Here is a 13,997-nt window from a genome sequence, read left to right as displayed (position 1 = left end):
ATTTATCAAAATAAATAGTTATTATGGAATTTACATTTGAAGTATTAAAAAACACGCGTGGTATTCTTAGTAAAATAATTGAAAATACAAGTGTAGAAGAGTTAAATAAAGTACCTGCTGGTTTCAATAATAATATTATATGGAATATAGGGCATTTAGTTGTTACTGAACAGCTGTTAGCCTATAAACTGTCTGGTTTAGAAATTAAAATTTCAGAAACTTTAGTGTCTAAGTATAGAAAAGATTCAAAACCGGATGGTGATGTTTCTGAAGAAGAAATAGCTGAGATCCAGGGCTTACTCCTTAAGAGTTTGGCAGGTACAGAAAATGACTTTAACTATGGTGTTTTTAAAAATTATAATGCCTATACCGTTTCTACAACGGGTAATACTTTAAATAATATTGATGAAGCCCTTCAATTCATTTTGGTTCATGAAGGAATTCATTATGGATACATTTTAGCTTTGTTAAAGGCTGTTAAAAACTAAATACTGCGCAACATATTCATAAGGAATAGTGCATTCTATAAGGCCACTAGAATACGGTGCAATTTCATAGGGATTATAGAGTAATATGAAGCCTGATGTACTATATGCCATGTTTTCAGGCATCGGGAATTCTGTGTTTTGTTTTATATCCGTGTCTTTATTTTCAACGGATTTCAGTAGAAAGGGTAATGCTACTTTCTTAAAACCTTGGATGTCATTAATTAATTCAGTATTGCCAAGGGTGTCTCCAGTGTTTGGGTTGAAGTTCAAGAAACTAACGGTTAGCATACCATGTGCTCCTCCAGTATTTACATATGATGTAAGCGCAATACTTATTATGTCCTTAGATTGATATAGTACTTCGCCATCAAACTGAGCTTCCCAAATTTGCTGACTTTCAGGGAAACTAGATTTGAAATCCTTAAATTCATTATTGAAGGCATCAATGCTATTACTGATGCTTTTTCCGATGTTTTCATTAGATTGAGAAGTATTTAAAAAGGCCTGAATCTTTGCTTCTAAAGAGGTGTTTATTTTTTTGGTAATTTCTGCATTACCATGGGCTTCAGGTATGTTTATTGAAACTATATTTTCATTAGAAAATAAATAGTTGTTTTCGGTAAATGTAATTGCAGGTCTTTCCTTCTTGCATGATAAAGTAAAAAAAGTAAAAACTACTAAAAGTACAATGGTTTTTAGGTGCATTATAATTTTGGATTTAATGCATTTTAAACGATGTGGTTAATCTAAATAATGAACGTATCCAACACTCAGCCACATCAACCAATCGTTAGATTCATTACCAGGCAGTTGATGATTTAATCCATCAACCCAATCACTAAAATAATATTGCCATCTTAAATCTAAGATTAAATCTGACATTCTAGTTAATTTATAGGATACACCAACACTTGAAACCACAGACCAAGAATTGGAATTAGACACGTCTACAGAGCCTGGTTCCCAAAATGAGTAAAAATTACTTGGGTCCGTAACATCCCCAATAGCAGAAGGATCAGGGTTTTGGTAGTCTGTACTTACTTTAGCACTAGAGAAGGTATAATGTGCACCTAAAGTAAGATAGGGCGAAAATTTGTGACCATAGCTTTGAAATTCACCAAGACTTAATGGAGAATATTCAAGTTGCGCACCAATATCAAAATTATTAGCTGAACCTTTATGGCCTCTTAGTTTTTTAGCGTTCTCGTTGGTTCTACTAGGGTCAGCCCATTGGCCATGGTGTTCTAATTTAGTGGTATTATAAGATAGTTCACTTCGAACTTTAAAATGATCATTAAAATAAGTGTTTGTGAAAGTGTGCTTGTGTTCGTCTGTATAGGTAAAGTTTAAATAATGAACGACGCCAACTCCAAAGCCTGTATTGCCAAAATTAGTACTGGAATCATCTCTGGCTCCAAAATCTGATCTAAATTGGACGGGACCAGCAATAACGCCTAATTCATGATACAAACCTAGCTGGGCCTGCGAAATTTGCGTAAGTAAGAGCAAGCAAAAACTAAGGACTAAGTTTTTAAGTTTCAACATAAAAAGGTTTGTTTTTTCGAGGCATTATTACGGGCAAATATATAAAAACAGATTTTATAAACAAATATTAATACAATTGAGGCATTTTACATTAATATTTAATTGTGAAATAAATAAAAAAAGACATATTATTTTGAAGATAATGTATATTTGCATCCATAAACTAAGTATTCATTAAATAGTGATGTAATAATTATATGTATGAAAAAAATTATTGAAGAATTTTTAGACCTAGTAAAGCAAAGAAATAGTCACGAGACTGAATTCTTACAAGCTGTTGAGGAAGTGGCCGAAACTGTTATTCCTTATATTGTTAAAAATGATATTTATTACGGGAAAAATATTTTACTTAGAATGGTTGAACCAGAGCGTGTGATATCTTTTAGAGTATGCTGGGTTGATGATGAAGGTGAGATTCGGGTAAATAGGGGGTACAGAGTTCAGATGAACTCGGCAATAGGTCCTTACAAGGGAGGTTTAAGATTTCATCCTTCTGTGAATTTAAGTATTTTGAAATTTTTAGCCTTTGAACAGGTGTTTAAAAATAGTTTAACCACATTGCCTATGGGCGGTGGTAAAGGTGGAAGTGATTTTGACCCTAAAGGAAAAAGTGATAATGAGATTATGAGGTTTTGTCATGCTTTTATGGGAGAATTATTTAGGCATATAGGACATAATAGAGATGTGCCCGCTGGAGATATTGGTGTAGGGGCTAGAGAAATTGGTTTTCTATTCGGCATGTATAAAAAGATTAGTAACAATTTTACAGGCGTTTTAACGGGTAAAGGAATGTCTTGGGGTGGTTCTTTAATTAGACCGGAAGCAACTGGTTATGGTAATGTTTATTTTGCCCAAAAAATGCTAGAAACGAAAGGGGATACTATTGAAGGCAAGAATGTTGTTGTATCGGGCTCTGGTAATGTTGCCCAATATGCAGCTGAAAAGGTCATTCAACTTGGAGGTAAAGTGCTTTCGCTTTCGGATTCTTCCGGATATATTTATGATGAAGAAGGTATTGATGCTGAAAAATTAGCCTTTGTTATGGACCTTAAAAATATACGACGTGGTAGGATTGGGGAGTATGTTGATGCCTATCCGAATGCTAAATTTGTAAAAGGTAAAACGCCTTGGGGTATTAAATGTGATGTTGCAATGCCATGTGCTACCCAAAATGAATTGCATGAGGAAGATGCTAAGCTACTATTAGAAAATGGTTGTATCTGTGTTAGTGAAGGCGCTAATATGCCATCTACAAAAGCAGCTATTGAAGCCTTTCATAAAGCAAAAATCTTATTTGCTCCGGGGAAAGCATCAAATGCAGGTGGTGTAGCTACCTCAGGTCTTGAAATGACTCAAAATTCCTTAAGATTTAAATGGTCAAGAGAAGAAGTTGACAATAAACTGAAGGATATTATGTCTGATATACACAAGTCTTGTTTAGAGTATGGAGAAGATGAAGACGGTTATATAGATTATGTTAGGGGAGCAAATATTGCTGCTTTTGTTAAAGTAGCCGATGCCATGCTTGCCCAGGGCATTGTTTAAGAATTTTTAAAGTATCTAATAAAAAACCATTCTTAATACTAAGAATGGTTTTTTATATGTCAAGATTTAAACTTTTGTTTCAATTATTCGTAAATTTAGAAGGCAAAATACGCTATAATAATGATTAATAAGAAAGTCAAAAATGTTCAAGAAGCTCTTCAAGGTGTTACAAATGATATGACCTGTATGTTTGGTGGATTTGGATTAAGTGGTATTCCTGAAAATGCTATTGCTCAGTTAGTCAAGTTAGATGTTAATGGTTTAACCTGTATCTCAAACAATGCTGGAATAGATGATTTTGGACTAGGGTTACTACTTCAAAAAAAACAAATAAAAAAAATGGTGTCATCTTATGTTGGTGAGAATGATGCCTTTGAAAGGCAAATGCTTTCAGGTGAATTAGATGTTGAGCTTATACCTCAAGGAACTTTAGCAGAGCGTTGTAGAGCCGCTCAAGCTGGTTTTCCTGCTATTTATACGCCAGCAGGTTATGGAACCGAGGTTTCAGAAGGCAAAGAAACTAGAGAGTTTGATGGTAAAATGTATGTTTTGGAGTATGCATTTAAAGCCGATTTTGCTTTCGTAAAAGCATGGAAAGGAGATGCTGCCGGGAACCTAATTTTTAAAGGGACAGCCCGAAATTTTAATCCCAATATGTGTGGTGCCGCAAAAATAACAGTTGCTGAGGTGGAAGAATTGGTTCCTCTAGGAACATTAGATCCCAATAATATTCATATTCCAGGAATATTTGTACAACGTATTTTTCAGGGGGACGTTTATGAGAAGCGCATTGAACAAAGAACTGTGAGACCAAAGTTGTAATGCAAAGTTTAAGTGCTGTTTAATTAATAAAGTAATTAAAGCTTTAAAATTTAATTCTAGGATATGTTAGATAAAAACGGAATTGCTAAACGTATAGCCCAAGAAGTACAAGATGGTTTTTATGTGAACCTGGGTATTGGAATCCCTACGCTTGTTGCAAATTATGTAAGAAATGATATAGAGGTGGAATTTCAAAGTGAGAATGGCGTATTAGGAATGGGACCATTTCCATTTGAAGGTGAAGAGGATGCCGATGTTATAAACGCTGGTAAGCAAACAATAACTACGTTGCCTGGAGCGAGTTTCTTTGATTCCGCGCTTAGTTTTTCAATGATTAGAGGTCAGCATGTAGATTTGACGATTTTAGGAGCCATGGAAGTAGCCCAAAATGGGGATATTGCCAATTGGAAAATTCCAGGTAGGATGGTGAAAGGTATGGGTGGTGCCATGGATTTGGTAGCCAGTGCAGAAAATATTATTGTCGCTATGATGCATACTAACAAGCGAGGGGATTCAAAATTGCTAAAACAATGTAGTTTGCCTTTGACGGGTGTGGGTTGTGTAAAAAAAATTGTTACTAATTTGGCAGTGCTTGAAGTTTCCAATAAAGGGTTTAAATTATTAGAACGCGCTCCGGGCGTTTCTGTAGAGGAAATAATAAACGCTACAGAAGGTGATTTATTAATTGAAGGTGAGGTTTTAGAAATGAAAATTTAGAAACAGAATATTAGCCGAATGGTGTTAAATGTTAAAAAAATATGTATTTCGTCGATTAATTGTGTTTTTAAGCCGATTTATTCAAAATATATTCGATATTAGCAGAGAACTAAGAAACCAATTTTAATTTTAGATTTACCCAAATCTACCATAAACTAAAAGCCTTATGAATATTGCAGCAAATCTACCTGAATTACCTACTAATGATGAAAGCAAGTTCACCCAAACGCTAAAAGATAACGTACAGTTTATAAAAAGCTTACTTTATTTAACGAAAAAGGTCTTTATGCTATAAGTTGTCAAGTTGATAGCTTGAGTTAGTTTATAACGTCATTTTGAAGTAATTCAAAATGACGTTTTTATTATATTCCTTTTGGTATGGCTTCTATTAGTTTTTTTGTGTATTCCTGTTTTGGATTAGCATAAATAATATCAGCATCATCTAATTCTTCAATTTGACCTTGGTTCATTACTAATAATTGATCGGACATATACTTTACAACTGCCAAATCATGTGAAATGAATATATAGGTGAATCCAAAATCTTCTTTCAATGTATTGAGCAAGTTTAATACTTGCGCCTGAACTGAAATATCTAAAGCAGAAACAGATTCGTCACAAACAATTAGTTTGGGTTGTAATGCAATAGTTCTTGCAATGCCTATACGTTGACGTTGACCTCCTGAAAATTCATGTGGGTATCTATTGTAATAATCTTCTGAAAGACCAACTTTGTTTAGAATATCAATCACACGTGCTTTTCGCTCTGCATCAGAATTATACAGCTTATGAACCTTCATAGGTTCTAAAATAGCCTGCCCTACAGGTATTCTTGGATTTAACGAAGAATAAGGGTCTTGGAAAATTATTTGAATATCTTTTCTAAGCGTTCTCGTTTCAGCTTTTGATAGTTTTGTGATATCAATACCTTTATAAATGATTTGACCCGAAGTAGCTTTGTCCAATTGGAGAATAGCATTTCCAAGGGTAGATTTGCCACAACCAGATTCCCCAACTAAACCCAGTGTCTCACCTTCATACAGTTTAAAACTAACGTCATTGACTGCTTTAAAAGATTGTGATTGACTAAATAAACCAGATTTTGAAATATATGCTTTCTCTACATTAATAACTTCTAATAATGGTGGTTTACCATAAAGTTTTTCATGATTCTTCTGACGCTGATCATGCGAAATAATGTCATCTGAAATATCATTATCCAAAAAATCTTGAATGGTTGGTAGTTTTTTTAATCGCGTATCTAAAGACGGTCTAGCGTTTATTAAAGCTTTTGTATAATTGTTTTGTGGGTTATTAAATATATCAGCCACCAAACTTTCTTCAACAATATGGCCTTTATACATGACTAAAACTCGATTGGCTATTTCTGAGATGAGTGCAAGATCATGGGTAATAAAAATGATACTCATTTTAGTTTCAGCCTGCAATTCTTTTAGTAAACTAATAATGTCTTTTTGAACTGTGACATCTAAAGCGGTAGTAGGCTCATCAGCAATTAAAATATCAGGCTTGCAGGCAATAGCCATAGCAATCATAACCCGTTGTTTTTGACCACCAGAAATTTCATGTGGATAAGCATCATAAACGCGTTCAGGATTCGGAAGTTTTACTTTTTCAAAAAGTAATATGACAGCTTCTTTAGCATCCGTTTTAGATTGTTCTGTGTGTTGTAAAAGGATTTCTTGAACCTGTTTTCCGCAGGTCATAGAAGGGTTAAGAGAACTCATAGGTTCTTGAAAAATCATTGCAATTTTATTGCCTCTTATCTTCTGAAATAATTTTGGCTTTAAGGTGGTTAAATCTGTATTATTATAAGTTATACTACCCGAATTTATGTTTGCTATTTTTTTTGGAAGAAGCCCTAAAATAGCTAGTGACGACACGGATTTTCCTGAACCAGATTCCCCCACAATGCCTAAAATTTCGTTTGAGTTTAAGCTATATGAAATGCCATGAATGACTTCATTTTTGCCAAATGATATAGTTAGGTTTTCAACTTTTAATATTGGTGTTTCAGGCATTTAAATATGTATAATTTCGTCATCGGATAAAATAGTATCGCCACGTAATCGTAAAAATATTTGGGCGACTGCAATGGTGTCTTTTTCACAATAAATAACAATCCGGTCAATGTCATTGTCTTCATAAAAGACGCGACAAACTTCACTACCATCTATATCGTCCTTAGGTGATGGAATTCCTAAAACATTAGTCATTAGTTTTAAGGATGTATAAGTTTTGTAATCCCCAAATTTCCATAATTCTAAAGTGTCTATATGTGGTACTTCCCATGGCTTTTTACCAAAAAGGTTAAGCTTGTTCGGCAATTCAATATTATGAATGATCATACGGCGTGCAATGTAAGGGAAGTCAAATTCTTTACCATTATGAGCACAAAGTAAATGTTTTGTTTGATTAAAATGTGTTTCTAATAGATTCTTAAAATCTTTTAGAATTTTTATTTCGTCGCCAAAAAAAGATGTTGTTCTAAAGGTTCTTAAATCGTTTAGAATATTAAAATAGCCAACAGAAATGCAGACAATCTTTCCGAATTCAGCCCAAATACCTGCACGGTCATAAAACTCTTCAGCCGTATAATCTTCTTTGCGTTGATATTTTGATTTAGATTCCCAAAGGGCCTGTTTCGTTTCAGATAAATCAGAAAAATACTGAGTTTCAGGCACGGTTTCTATATCTAGAAATAAAATGTTTTCAAGATTTATTTTCGAAATCATTTCGCTAGCATTTTATAAGCCTCTGTGATGTATGTGAAAATATCTGCAGTAAACTGACCAATTTTTGTGTTATCCCCCTTGGAATGGCCAAGTCTAACAATGATTACATTGTCATTTGGTTCAACAATAACGTACTGTCCAAGGTGGCCACGCATCATAAAAAATGTTTTGTCCTCAATCTTTTTCAACCACATGCCGTAGCCATACATGTCACCATTGGGATATACAGGTTTTATTGATTTTGCGACAAAGGTGGAATCTAAAATTTGTTTCCCATTCCATTTGCCATGATCTTTATATAATTTCCCAAAACGAGCAAAGTCTTTGGCGTTGCTGGCTATACAGCAATACGCTTTTACAAGATCATGTTTTTTACTGTCTACTTGCCAAAGGGTTTGGTTTTCGCATCCTAAGGGTTTCCAAAAACTCTCAGTTAAATAATCGTAGAGCTTTTTGCCAGTAGCCTTTTCAATTACCATAGCTAGCATTTGTGTGTCGCCGCTAGAATATTTAAAGCTTTTACCAGGTTCAGTTACCATATTCAATTCCAGCATTACTTTTTCTAAGTCATCATCAAAATAGGCCCGCGTTACAATGGAAAAAGGGGAGTAGTATTGTTCATCCCAAGAGGTTCCTGATGCCATATTAGAAAGATGACCTACAGTCATTTTCGAGGCTAAACCGTCGCTATAGGTTGGTAGAAAATCACTGACAGGCTGATCTAGACTTTTTATGTACCCTTGTTGAATGGCTATACCCAATAGGCCAGACACATAACTTTTAGCCATAGAGAAGGAGTTGGTTTTAGAATTTTCATTAAAACCATCATAATAGTTTTCAAACCAGATACTGTCATTTTTTATAATGACGTATGCAATGGTGCCATTTGTCCCATTTATGGAATCTAAAGCTACCGTCTCTGTTACGGAGTTGTAATCTTGGTGAAGAGGCCATGGTTTTGAGGTGCCATTTTCAATAATTTGATTATCAAAATATTTATAATCTTCTAAAAAGGCAGTAGTATGTCCATTGAGATAAATAGTACGTACAGCTTTTAATAAATAATCAGTGTTGGTAATAAAGAGGGATAACACAACTAGACCTATTACAATGACAAGCCATTTAAGTACTTTTTTTAGGGGTTTCATTATATGATATTTAATAGAACTAAATATAACAATTTAAAGTCAATTGCAATATGTGTCCCGCTTTAATTTGAAAACAGGTGCTAAATTTAGTTTCAATATGATAATGGAGTCAAAATAGAAAATGGATCATTAAAATAGCGACAATTGTTTATGGGGACTTTCATGTTCAAGAAGCCATTTTTTACGGTGCAAACCTCCGGCATATCCGGTTAAGTTTCCATTACTCCCAATAACGCGATGGCATGGAATAATAATCCAAAGTGGGTTTTTGCCGTTAGCACTAGCCACAGCACGAATCGCTTTTACATCACCTAATTGTTGTGATAATTTAAGATAGGATACTGTTTTACCAAAAGGAATTGTTTCTAGAGCCTTCCAGACTCTTTTTTGGAAATCGGTGCCTTGGGGATTTAGCTTTAAATCAAATGTTTGCCGAGACCCTTCAAAATATCCATTAAGTTGAATGGCACAATCCTCTAAAACTTCAGGAATAATATCTGACACCTTTTCTTTAGAATTTAAAACGGTAATTGAGGAAATACCATCTTCATCACCAACTATTTTGGTAAACCCTAAGGGCGATGTGATGATGCAGCTTTCCATTTAATCTTTCTTTTCTTCTTCTTTTAAAATTCCTAGTTTTTTGGCTCTTGATTCCCAATTTTTTCTAGCCTGAAGTTGAAGGTCTGAGACCTTATCGCTTTCATCCATAATTTCTAAACCAAGTAATGTTTCTATAACATCTTCCATGGTAAGAAGGCCACTTACCGATCCATATTCATCAACAACAAGCGCCATATGGTTTTTACTTTCAATAAGTTTTTCAAATAAAGTGGGTATCGGTAATTCTCTATCAACAACAATAATACTTCTTTTAAGTTCTGATAGTTTTTTGCTATTATTATCCAGTGCCATTTCTTTAAAGATTTCATCTTTAAGAACTAGGCCCGTTATATTATCCGGGTCATTAGTGTAAACAGGAATTCTGGAAAAGCGAAGGTTTAAATTTTGTTTGAAAAAATCCTCAACAGTGGTTGTTTCGTCTTCCGTTTTCATTACTGTTCTGGGTGTCATGACATCTTTGGCGAAAACTTCTTTGAACGTGATTAGGTTCTTGATAATTTTACTTTCACTTTCTTGGAAAACACCTTCTTCATGGGCAATTTCGGTCATGGCCATAAACCCTTCTCTACTTAAAACACTACCATGTCCTTTACCGCCTATCAGTTTTGTGGTAAGTTGTAAGAGCCATAAAATCCCTGTCCATTTTAAGGGAAATATTAAAATAGTCAATGCTTTTGAAGCAAAATTTGCCAACTGTTTCCAGTAGGTTGCGCCTATGGTTTTTGGGATAATTTCTGAAGCTACAAGAATTAAAAATGTCATGATTGCTGAAACTACGCCCACTGTATTTATACCCCAAAATTCAATTTTAAAAGGTAATTTTTCGGCTTCAATACCTACCATCATGGCGCCTAAAGTATGCGCGATGGTATTTAGAGTTAGAATGGCAATTAAAGGTTTATCAACATCTTTTTTTAATTTTTCTAAAGTTGTTGCATATTCTTTTCCTTCTTGTTTTTTAACATTTATAAATGTTGGCGTAACACTAAGTAAAACCGCCTCAAGAATAGAACATAAAAAAGAAAAGAAAATTGAAATGGTTGCCCAAAAGATTAATGTGCTCATTAATTGGATTTTTGTTAAAAGCTAATTTACGAAATCAATTTCACAACATCTTTAGCAAAATAAGAAGCAATAATATCTGCGCCAGCTCTTTTAAATGCTATGGTTGTTTCCATCATAATTTGATCATGATCTAACCAGCCTTTTTCAGCAGCCGCTTTAATCATAGCATATTCTCCTGATACTTGATATACAGCCACAGGAACATCTACTTCGTTTTTTATTTCTCTTAGAATATCAAGATATGAAATACCTGGTTTAACCATAACAATGTCTGCTCCTTCATCAATATCCATTTCGGTTTCTCTAATGGCTTCAAAGCGATTACTAAAATCCATTTGATAGGTTTTTTTATCCTTAGGAATATCTGCCAAATCTACTGGAGCAGAATCTAGAGCATCACGAAAAGGGCCGTAAAACGCCGAAGCATATTTAGCTGAATAGCTCATGATGCCTGTATTTATGAATCCTTCATCTTCTAAAGCTTCACGAATGGTTAAAATACGCCCATCCATCATATCACTTGGTGCTACAAAATTGGCCCCTGCCTCAGCATGGGAAATACTCATTTCTGCTAAAAATTCTGCGGTAGGGTCGTTTACTATTTGTCCATTTTCAATAATACCATCATGGCCATAAGCAGAATATGGGTCTAAAGCCACATCGGTCATGACCAACATATCCGGACACACATTTTTAACCGTTTTAATAGCGCGTTGCATTAAGCCGTCTGGATTTAAGGCTTCAGCACCTTTGTTATCTTTTAAATTGTCGGGTACTTTCACAAAAAGTAAAACCGATTTTAAACCCAGATTCCAAAGTTCTTTCACCTCGCCTTCAAGCAGATCTAAACTGTATCGAAAGTAATTGGGCATGGATGGAATTTCATCTTTAATTCCTTTACCTTCAACTACAAAGAGCGGTACTAGAAAATCGTTTGGGGTAATTATGGTTTCTCGAACTAATGATCGTATGGCTTCATTGGCTCTTAGTCTTCTATTTCTTTTTAAAGGGAACATATTATTTTTTATTTACTTAATCCTAAATATTTCCAGAGGTTATTTTCTTTTTTAAATGCCGATTTTTCATGGATTACATCCACTTTTCCATGTTGGTAAAAATAGGCATTAAATGTCACAGTTCCATTGGTGTCGTTTTCAAGACCCATGGTAGTATCTATTATTTCTAGTTTAATCCAATTTACGGATTTTGCCCAAGCTACAATAGCTTTTTTTTCTGATGTTGGTCGCGTTTTACTGTGATGGCTTTTCATCAAGAAATCACCATTTGCTAAAACAAAAGCAGAGTATCTAGAACGCATAAGTTGTTCTGCAGTTTTGGCATTAGCCAAATCTTTATGAATTTTTTCGCAACAATTCACATAGTCTTTTAAGTTACCACAATAACAATTCATTACTTTTTTAAGTGTAGTTTTTCGTCAATAGTATTAGCCTTTGCTACTAATTTTTTAGGAGCTTTAAAGCGGTACCCGATAAATAGTTCGAAATAAGGAATATTGTCTTTAATATATGTTGTGCGATCTGCATTATGGTTTAATACTAAATAGCTATAATGCCCACCCAAATATAGATTATTCTTGTCGTAAACAATAGAGCCTCTAAAATTCAACTCTGTTAAAATTGAGGTAAGCGATTCAGTTTCTGTTTTACTATAATTGACACCAATACCCACTGAGCCTCCTGCCGAAATTAAGAAGTTCTTACTTGGCACCCAATTGTAGGTGTATGAGGGGGCAAAGGCCAAATCGTATGAATGGAAGTCTTCATCTATAGTATCGTCAATAAGGTCATATTTTGTATAATAATACACTATGGTGGGCATGAAGGTTCCGGCGCTAACTAATTGCTTTTCGTCTTGTGATACTATGGCGCGATAAGAGAAATTTTCATTAAAGATATATGAAGTGCTGCCACCTATCTTTAAAGATTTTACTTTTGGTAGGTAACTGTCTATACCTAATTCTGGTATTTCAATAAAAAAACCTTTTTGCTCATATAGATTAAAAGTTTGCAACCACTGTCCGAAAAACCCTTTTAAGCGAAGGTTAAATAATCTAGAATCTTCATTGTCTTTATTCTCAGACAAAAAGCTAGGCGCAAAGGAAAAGGACAATGCAATTGCACGAAATGCAATGGAGGCGCCTAAACGATCCTGTTTGTTAGGTATTAAATTGTAATCAACATCTTGGTTTCTACTTTGTACATTTACAGAGTTAGAAGTGTTAACAAAAAATAATCGCCCCGTAATTTTATCTGAAAACTGAACTTTGTATTTTATGGAATCTGATGATACCAAAGCCGGTATGCTGTCTTGTGACCAGGACAGATTCCCCAGAAATGTAAATAGAATTAATAATATTTTTTTTGTTAAACCCATGATTTTGGGGATGCCAATACTTTAAGGAGTTTCTCTTCTTCACTTCCTGATTCAGGTTGATGGTCATATACCCACTGCACATGAGGTGGTAAACTCATTAGAATACTTTCTATGCGGCCATTGGTTTTTAGTCCGAAAAGCGTGCCCTTATCATGAACTAAATTAAATTCTACATAACGACCTCTTCTTATTTCTTGCCAGTTACGGTGGGCATCAGAGTAAGGTAAATCTTTTCTTTTTTCGACAATAGGCACATAAGCCTCTAAAAAACTATCACCCACTTCTGTGACAAAGTTATACCAGTTTTTCATAGTCATGTTGCTTGATGTCTTGCAATAATCGAAAAATAAGCCGCCAATGCCTCTGCCTTCATTTCTGTGGGCATTATAAAAATATTCATCACAGCGTTTTTTATATGTTGGATAAAAGTCCGGATTATGTTTGTCGCAAGCTGTTTTACAAGTTTGATGAAAATGTGTTGCGTCTTCTTCAAATAAATAATAAGGCGTTAAATCTTGTCCGCCTCCAAACCAGCTATCAATGATACTACCATCTTCGTCATACATTTCAAAATAACGCCAGTTGGCATGAACGGTAGGAACCATAGGGTTTTTAGGATGTAATACTAGGCTCAAGCCACAGGCAAAAAAATCAACATCTCCTACTTTAAAATAGGCTTGCATAGATTTTGGTAATTTGCCATGCACACCAGAAATATTAACACCACCTTTTTCAAAAACGTTTCCGTTTTCTATGACACGGGTGCGTCCTCCGCCGCCTTCTGGTCGTTTCCAAATATCTTCTTGAAACTTAGCCTTTCCGTCAAGGTGCTCTAGTTTAGATGTAATACGATCTTGTAATTCTTGTATGTATTGATAGAATGCGTTTTTCAT

At 34.6% G+C, this 13,997-nt stretch carries 15 protein-coding genes; 4 read left to right on the top strand and 11 right to left on the bottom strand.

The window, feature by feature from the left end:
- Positions 1 to 23 precede the first annotated feature (23 nt).
- Positions 24 to 488, top strand: coding sequence for a DinB family protein (locus tag IE051_RS05435; protein ID WP_189359761.1), 465 nt, complete (start codon positions 24 to 26; stop codon positions 486 to 488).
- On the opposite strand, the gene IE051_RS05430 is transcribed toward IE051_RS05435, so the two are convergent.
- Positions 468 to 1,193 (bottom strand): DUF3298 and DUF4163 domain-containing protein, encoded by a 726-nt coding sequence (locus IE051_RS05430; RefSeq protein ID WP_189359760.1) that lies wholly within the window; start codon positions 1,191 to 1,193, stop codon positions 468 to 470. The two genes, IE051_RS05435 and IE051_RS05430, sit on opposite strands and share 21 nt — an antisense overlap.
- Before the next feature lie 36 nt (positions 1,194 to 1,229).
- The gene (locus IE051_RS05425; RefSeq protein ID WP_189359759.1) at positions 1,230 to 2,033 is read right to left on the bottom strand and encodes a THC0290_0291 family protein; all 804 of its coding nucleotides are present in this window, start codon (positions 2,031 to 2,033) and stop codon (positions 1,230 to 1,232) included.
- Between the two features lie 201 nt (positions 2,034 to 2,234).
- Here IE051_RS05425 and gdhA point away from each other — a divergent pair, with 201 nt between their 5' ends.
- From gdhA to IE051_RS05410, 3 genes are all read left to right on the top strand, one after another.
- Positions 2,235 to 3,578 carry an NADP-specific glutamate dehydrogenase gene (gene gdhA / locus IE051_RS05420; RefSeq protein WP_189359758.1) on the top strand — a complete coding sequence of 448 codons (1,344 nt, stop codon included), beginning with the start codon at positions 2,235 to 2,237 and terminating at the stop codon, positions 3,576 to 3,578.
- Positions 3,579 to 3,698: 120 nt separating this feature from the next.
- Positions 3,699 to 4,400, top strand: coding sequence for a CoA transferase subunit A (locus IE051_RS05415; protein ID WP_189359757.1), 702 nt, complete (start codon positions 3,699 to 3,701; stop codon positions 4,398 to 4,400).
- Positions 4,401 to 4,463: 63 nt separating this feature from the next.
- Positions 4,464 to 5,117 (top strand): 3-oxoacid CoA-transferase subunit B, encoded by a 654-nt coding sequence (locus IE051_RS05410; RefSeq protein ID WP_189359756.1) that lies wholly within the window; start codon positions 4,464 to 4,466, stop codon positions 5,115 to 5,117.
- Positions 5,118 to 5,479: 362 nt separating this feature from the next.
- Here IE051_RS05410 and IE051_RS05405 read toward each other — a convergent pair whose 3' ends face one another.
- The 9 genes from IE051_RS05405 to hemF form a co-directional block, all read right to left on the bottom strand.
- Entirely contained in the window at positions 5,480 to 7,159 is a 1,680-nt protein-coding gene (locus tag IE051_RS05405) for an ABC transporter ATP-binding protein (RefSeq protein ID WP_189359755.1), read from the bottom strand.
- Positions 7,160 to 7,873, bottom strand: coding sequence for a 3'-5' exonuclease (locus IE051_RS05400; RefSeq protein ID WP_189359754.1), 714 nt, complete (start codon positions 7,871 to 7,873; stop codon positions 7,160 to 7,162).
- On the bottom strand, positions 7,870 to 9,021 hold the full coding sequence (locus tag IE051_RS05395; protein WP_189359753.1) for a serine hydrolase domain-containing protein: 1,152 nt from the start codon (positions 9,019 to 9,021) through the stop codon (positions 7,870 to 7,872). Before IE051_RS05395 ends, IE051_RS05400 begins: the two co-directional genes overlap by 4 nt.
- A 129-nt stretch (positions 9,022 to 9,150) precedes the next feature.
- Entirely contained in the window at positions 9,151 to 9,624 is a 474-nt protein-coding gene (locus IE051_RS05390; protein ID WP_189359752.1) for a methylated-DNA--[protein]-cysteine S-methyltransferase, read from the bottom strand.
- On the bottom strand, positions 9,625 to 10,710 hold the full coding sequence (locus tag IE051_RS05385; RefSeq protein WP_189359751.1) for a CNNM domain-containing protein: 1,086 nt from the start codon (positions 10,708 to 10,710) through the stop codon (positions 9,625 to 9,627).
- A 26-nt stretch (positions 10,711 to 10,736) separates the two neighbouring features.
- Positions 10,737 to 11,726, bottom strand: coding sequence for a porphobilinogen synthase (gene hemB / locus IE051_RS05380; protein WP_189359750.1), 990 nt, complete (start codon positions 11,724 to 11,726; stop codon positions 10,737 to 10,739).
- Positions 11,727 to 11,734: 8 nt separating this feature from the next.
- Complete coding sequence (locus tag IE051_RS05375) at positions 11,735 to 12,121, bottom strand: YchJ family protein (protein ID WP_189359749.1); 387 nt, start codon at positions 12,119 to 12,121, stop codon at positions 11,735 to 11,737.
- Positions 12,121 to 13,104: a DUF4421 domain-containing protein gene (locus IE051_RS05370; protein ID WP_189359748.1), complete on the bottom strand. Its 984-nt coding sequence runs from the start codon at positions 13,102 to 13,104 to the stop codon at positions 12,121 to 12,123. The genes IE051_RS05375 and IE051_RS05370 overlap by 1 nt, the downstream gene beginning before the upstream one ends.
- Entirely contained in the window at positions 13,095 to 13,997 is a 903-nt protein-coding gene (gene hemF / locus IE051_RS05365; protein ID WP_189359747.1) for an oxygen-dependent coproporphyrinogen oxidase, read from the bottom strand. The genes IE051_RS05370 and hemF overlap by 10 nt, the downstream gene beginning before the upstream one ends.

This window comes from Algibacter mikhailovii (assembly GCF_014651495.1).
Taxonomy (GTDB): domain Bacteria; phylum Bacteroidota; class Bacteroidia; order Flavobacteriales; family Flavobacteriaceae; genus Algibacter_E; species Algibacter_E mikhailovii.
Note: the sequence above shows the minus strand (reverse complement) of the source record. Positions and strands in the feature narration are given on the sequence as shown.

Bases quoted from the DNA above. Each gene is read 5' to 3' on its own strand.
- IE051_RS05395 (WP_189359753.1), bottom strand. From the start codon at position 9,021: ATGAAACCCCTAAAAAAAGTACTTAAATGGCTTGTCATTGTAATAGGT.
- IE051_RS05415 (WP_189359757.1), top strand. From the start codon at position 3,699: ATGATTAATAAGAAAGTCAAAAATGTTCAAGAAGCTCTTCAAGGTGTT.
- hemB (WP_189359750.1), bottom strand. From the start codon at position 11,726: ATGTTCCCTTTAAAAAGAAATAGAAGACTAAGAGCCAATGAAGCCATA.
- IE051_RS05385 (WP_189359751.1), bottom strand. From the start codon at position 10,710: ATGAGCACATTAATCTTTTGGGCAACCATTTCAATTTTCTTTTCTTTT.
- IE051_RS05430 (WP_189359760.1), bottom strand. From the start codon at position 1,193: ATGCACCTAAAAACCATTGTACTTTTAGTAGTTTTTACTTTTTTTACT.
- IE051_RS05425 (WP_189359759.1), bottom strand. From the start codon at position 2,033: ATGTTGAAACTTAAAAACTTAGTCCTTAGTTTTTGCTTGCTCTTACTT.
- gdhA (WP_189359758.1), top strand. From the start codon at position 2,235: ATGAAAAAAATTATTGAAGAATTTTTAGACCTAGTAAAGCAAAGAAAT.
- IE051_RS05375 (WP_189359749.1), bottom strand. From the start codon at position 12,121: ATGAATTGTTATTGTGGTAACTTAAAAGACTATGTGAATTGTTGCGAA.
- IE051_RS05410 (WP_189359756.1), top strand. From the start codon at position 4,464: ATGTTAGATAAAAACGGAATTGCTAAACGTATAGCCCAAGAAGTACAA.
- IE051_RS05370 (WP_189359748.1), bottom strand. From the start codon at position 13,104: ATGGGTTTAACAAAAAAAATATTATTAATTCTATTTACATTTCTGGGG.
- IE051_RS05400 (WP_189359754.1), bottom strand. From the start codon at position 7,873: ATGATTTCGAAAATAAATCTTGAAAACATTTTATTTCTAGATATAGAA.
- hemF (WP_189359747.1), bottom strand. From the start codon at position 13,997: ATGAAAAACGCATTCTATCAATACATACAAGAATTACAAGATCGTATT.
- IE051_RS05405 (WP_189359755.1), bottom strand. From the start codon at position 7,159: ATGCCTGAAACACCAATATTAAAAGTTGAAAACCTAACTATATCATTT.
- IE051_RS05390 (WP_189359752.1), bottom strand. From the start codon at position 9,624: ATGGAAAGCTGCATCATCACATCGCCCTTAGGGTTTACCAAAATAGTT.
- IE051_RS05435 (WP_189359761.1), top strand. From the start codon at position 24: ATGGAATTTACATTTGAAGTATTAAAAAACACGCGTGGTATTCTTAGT.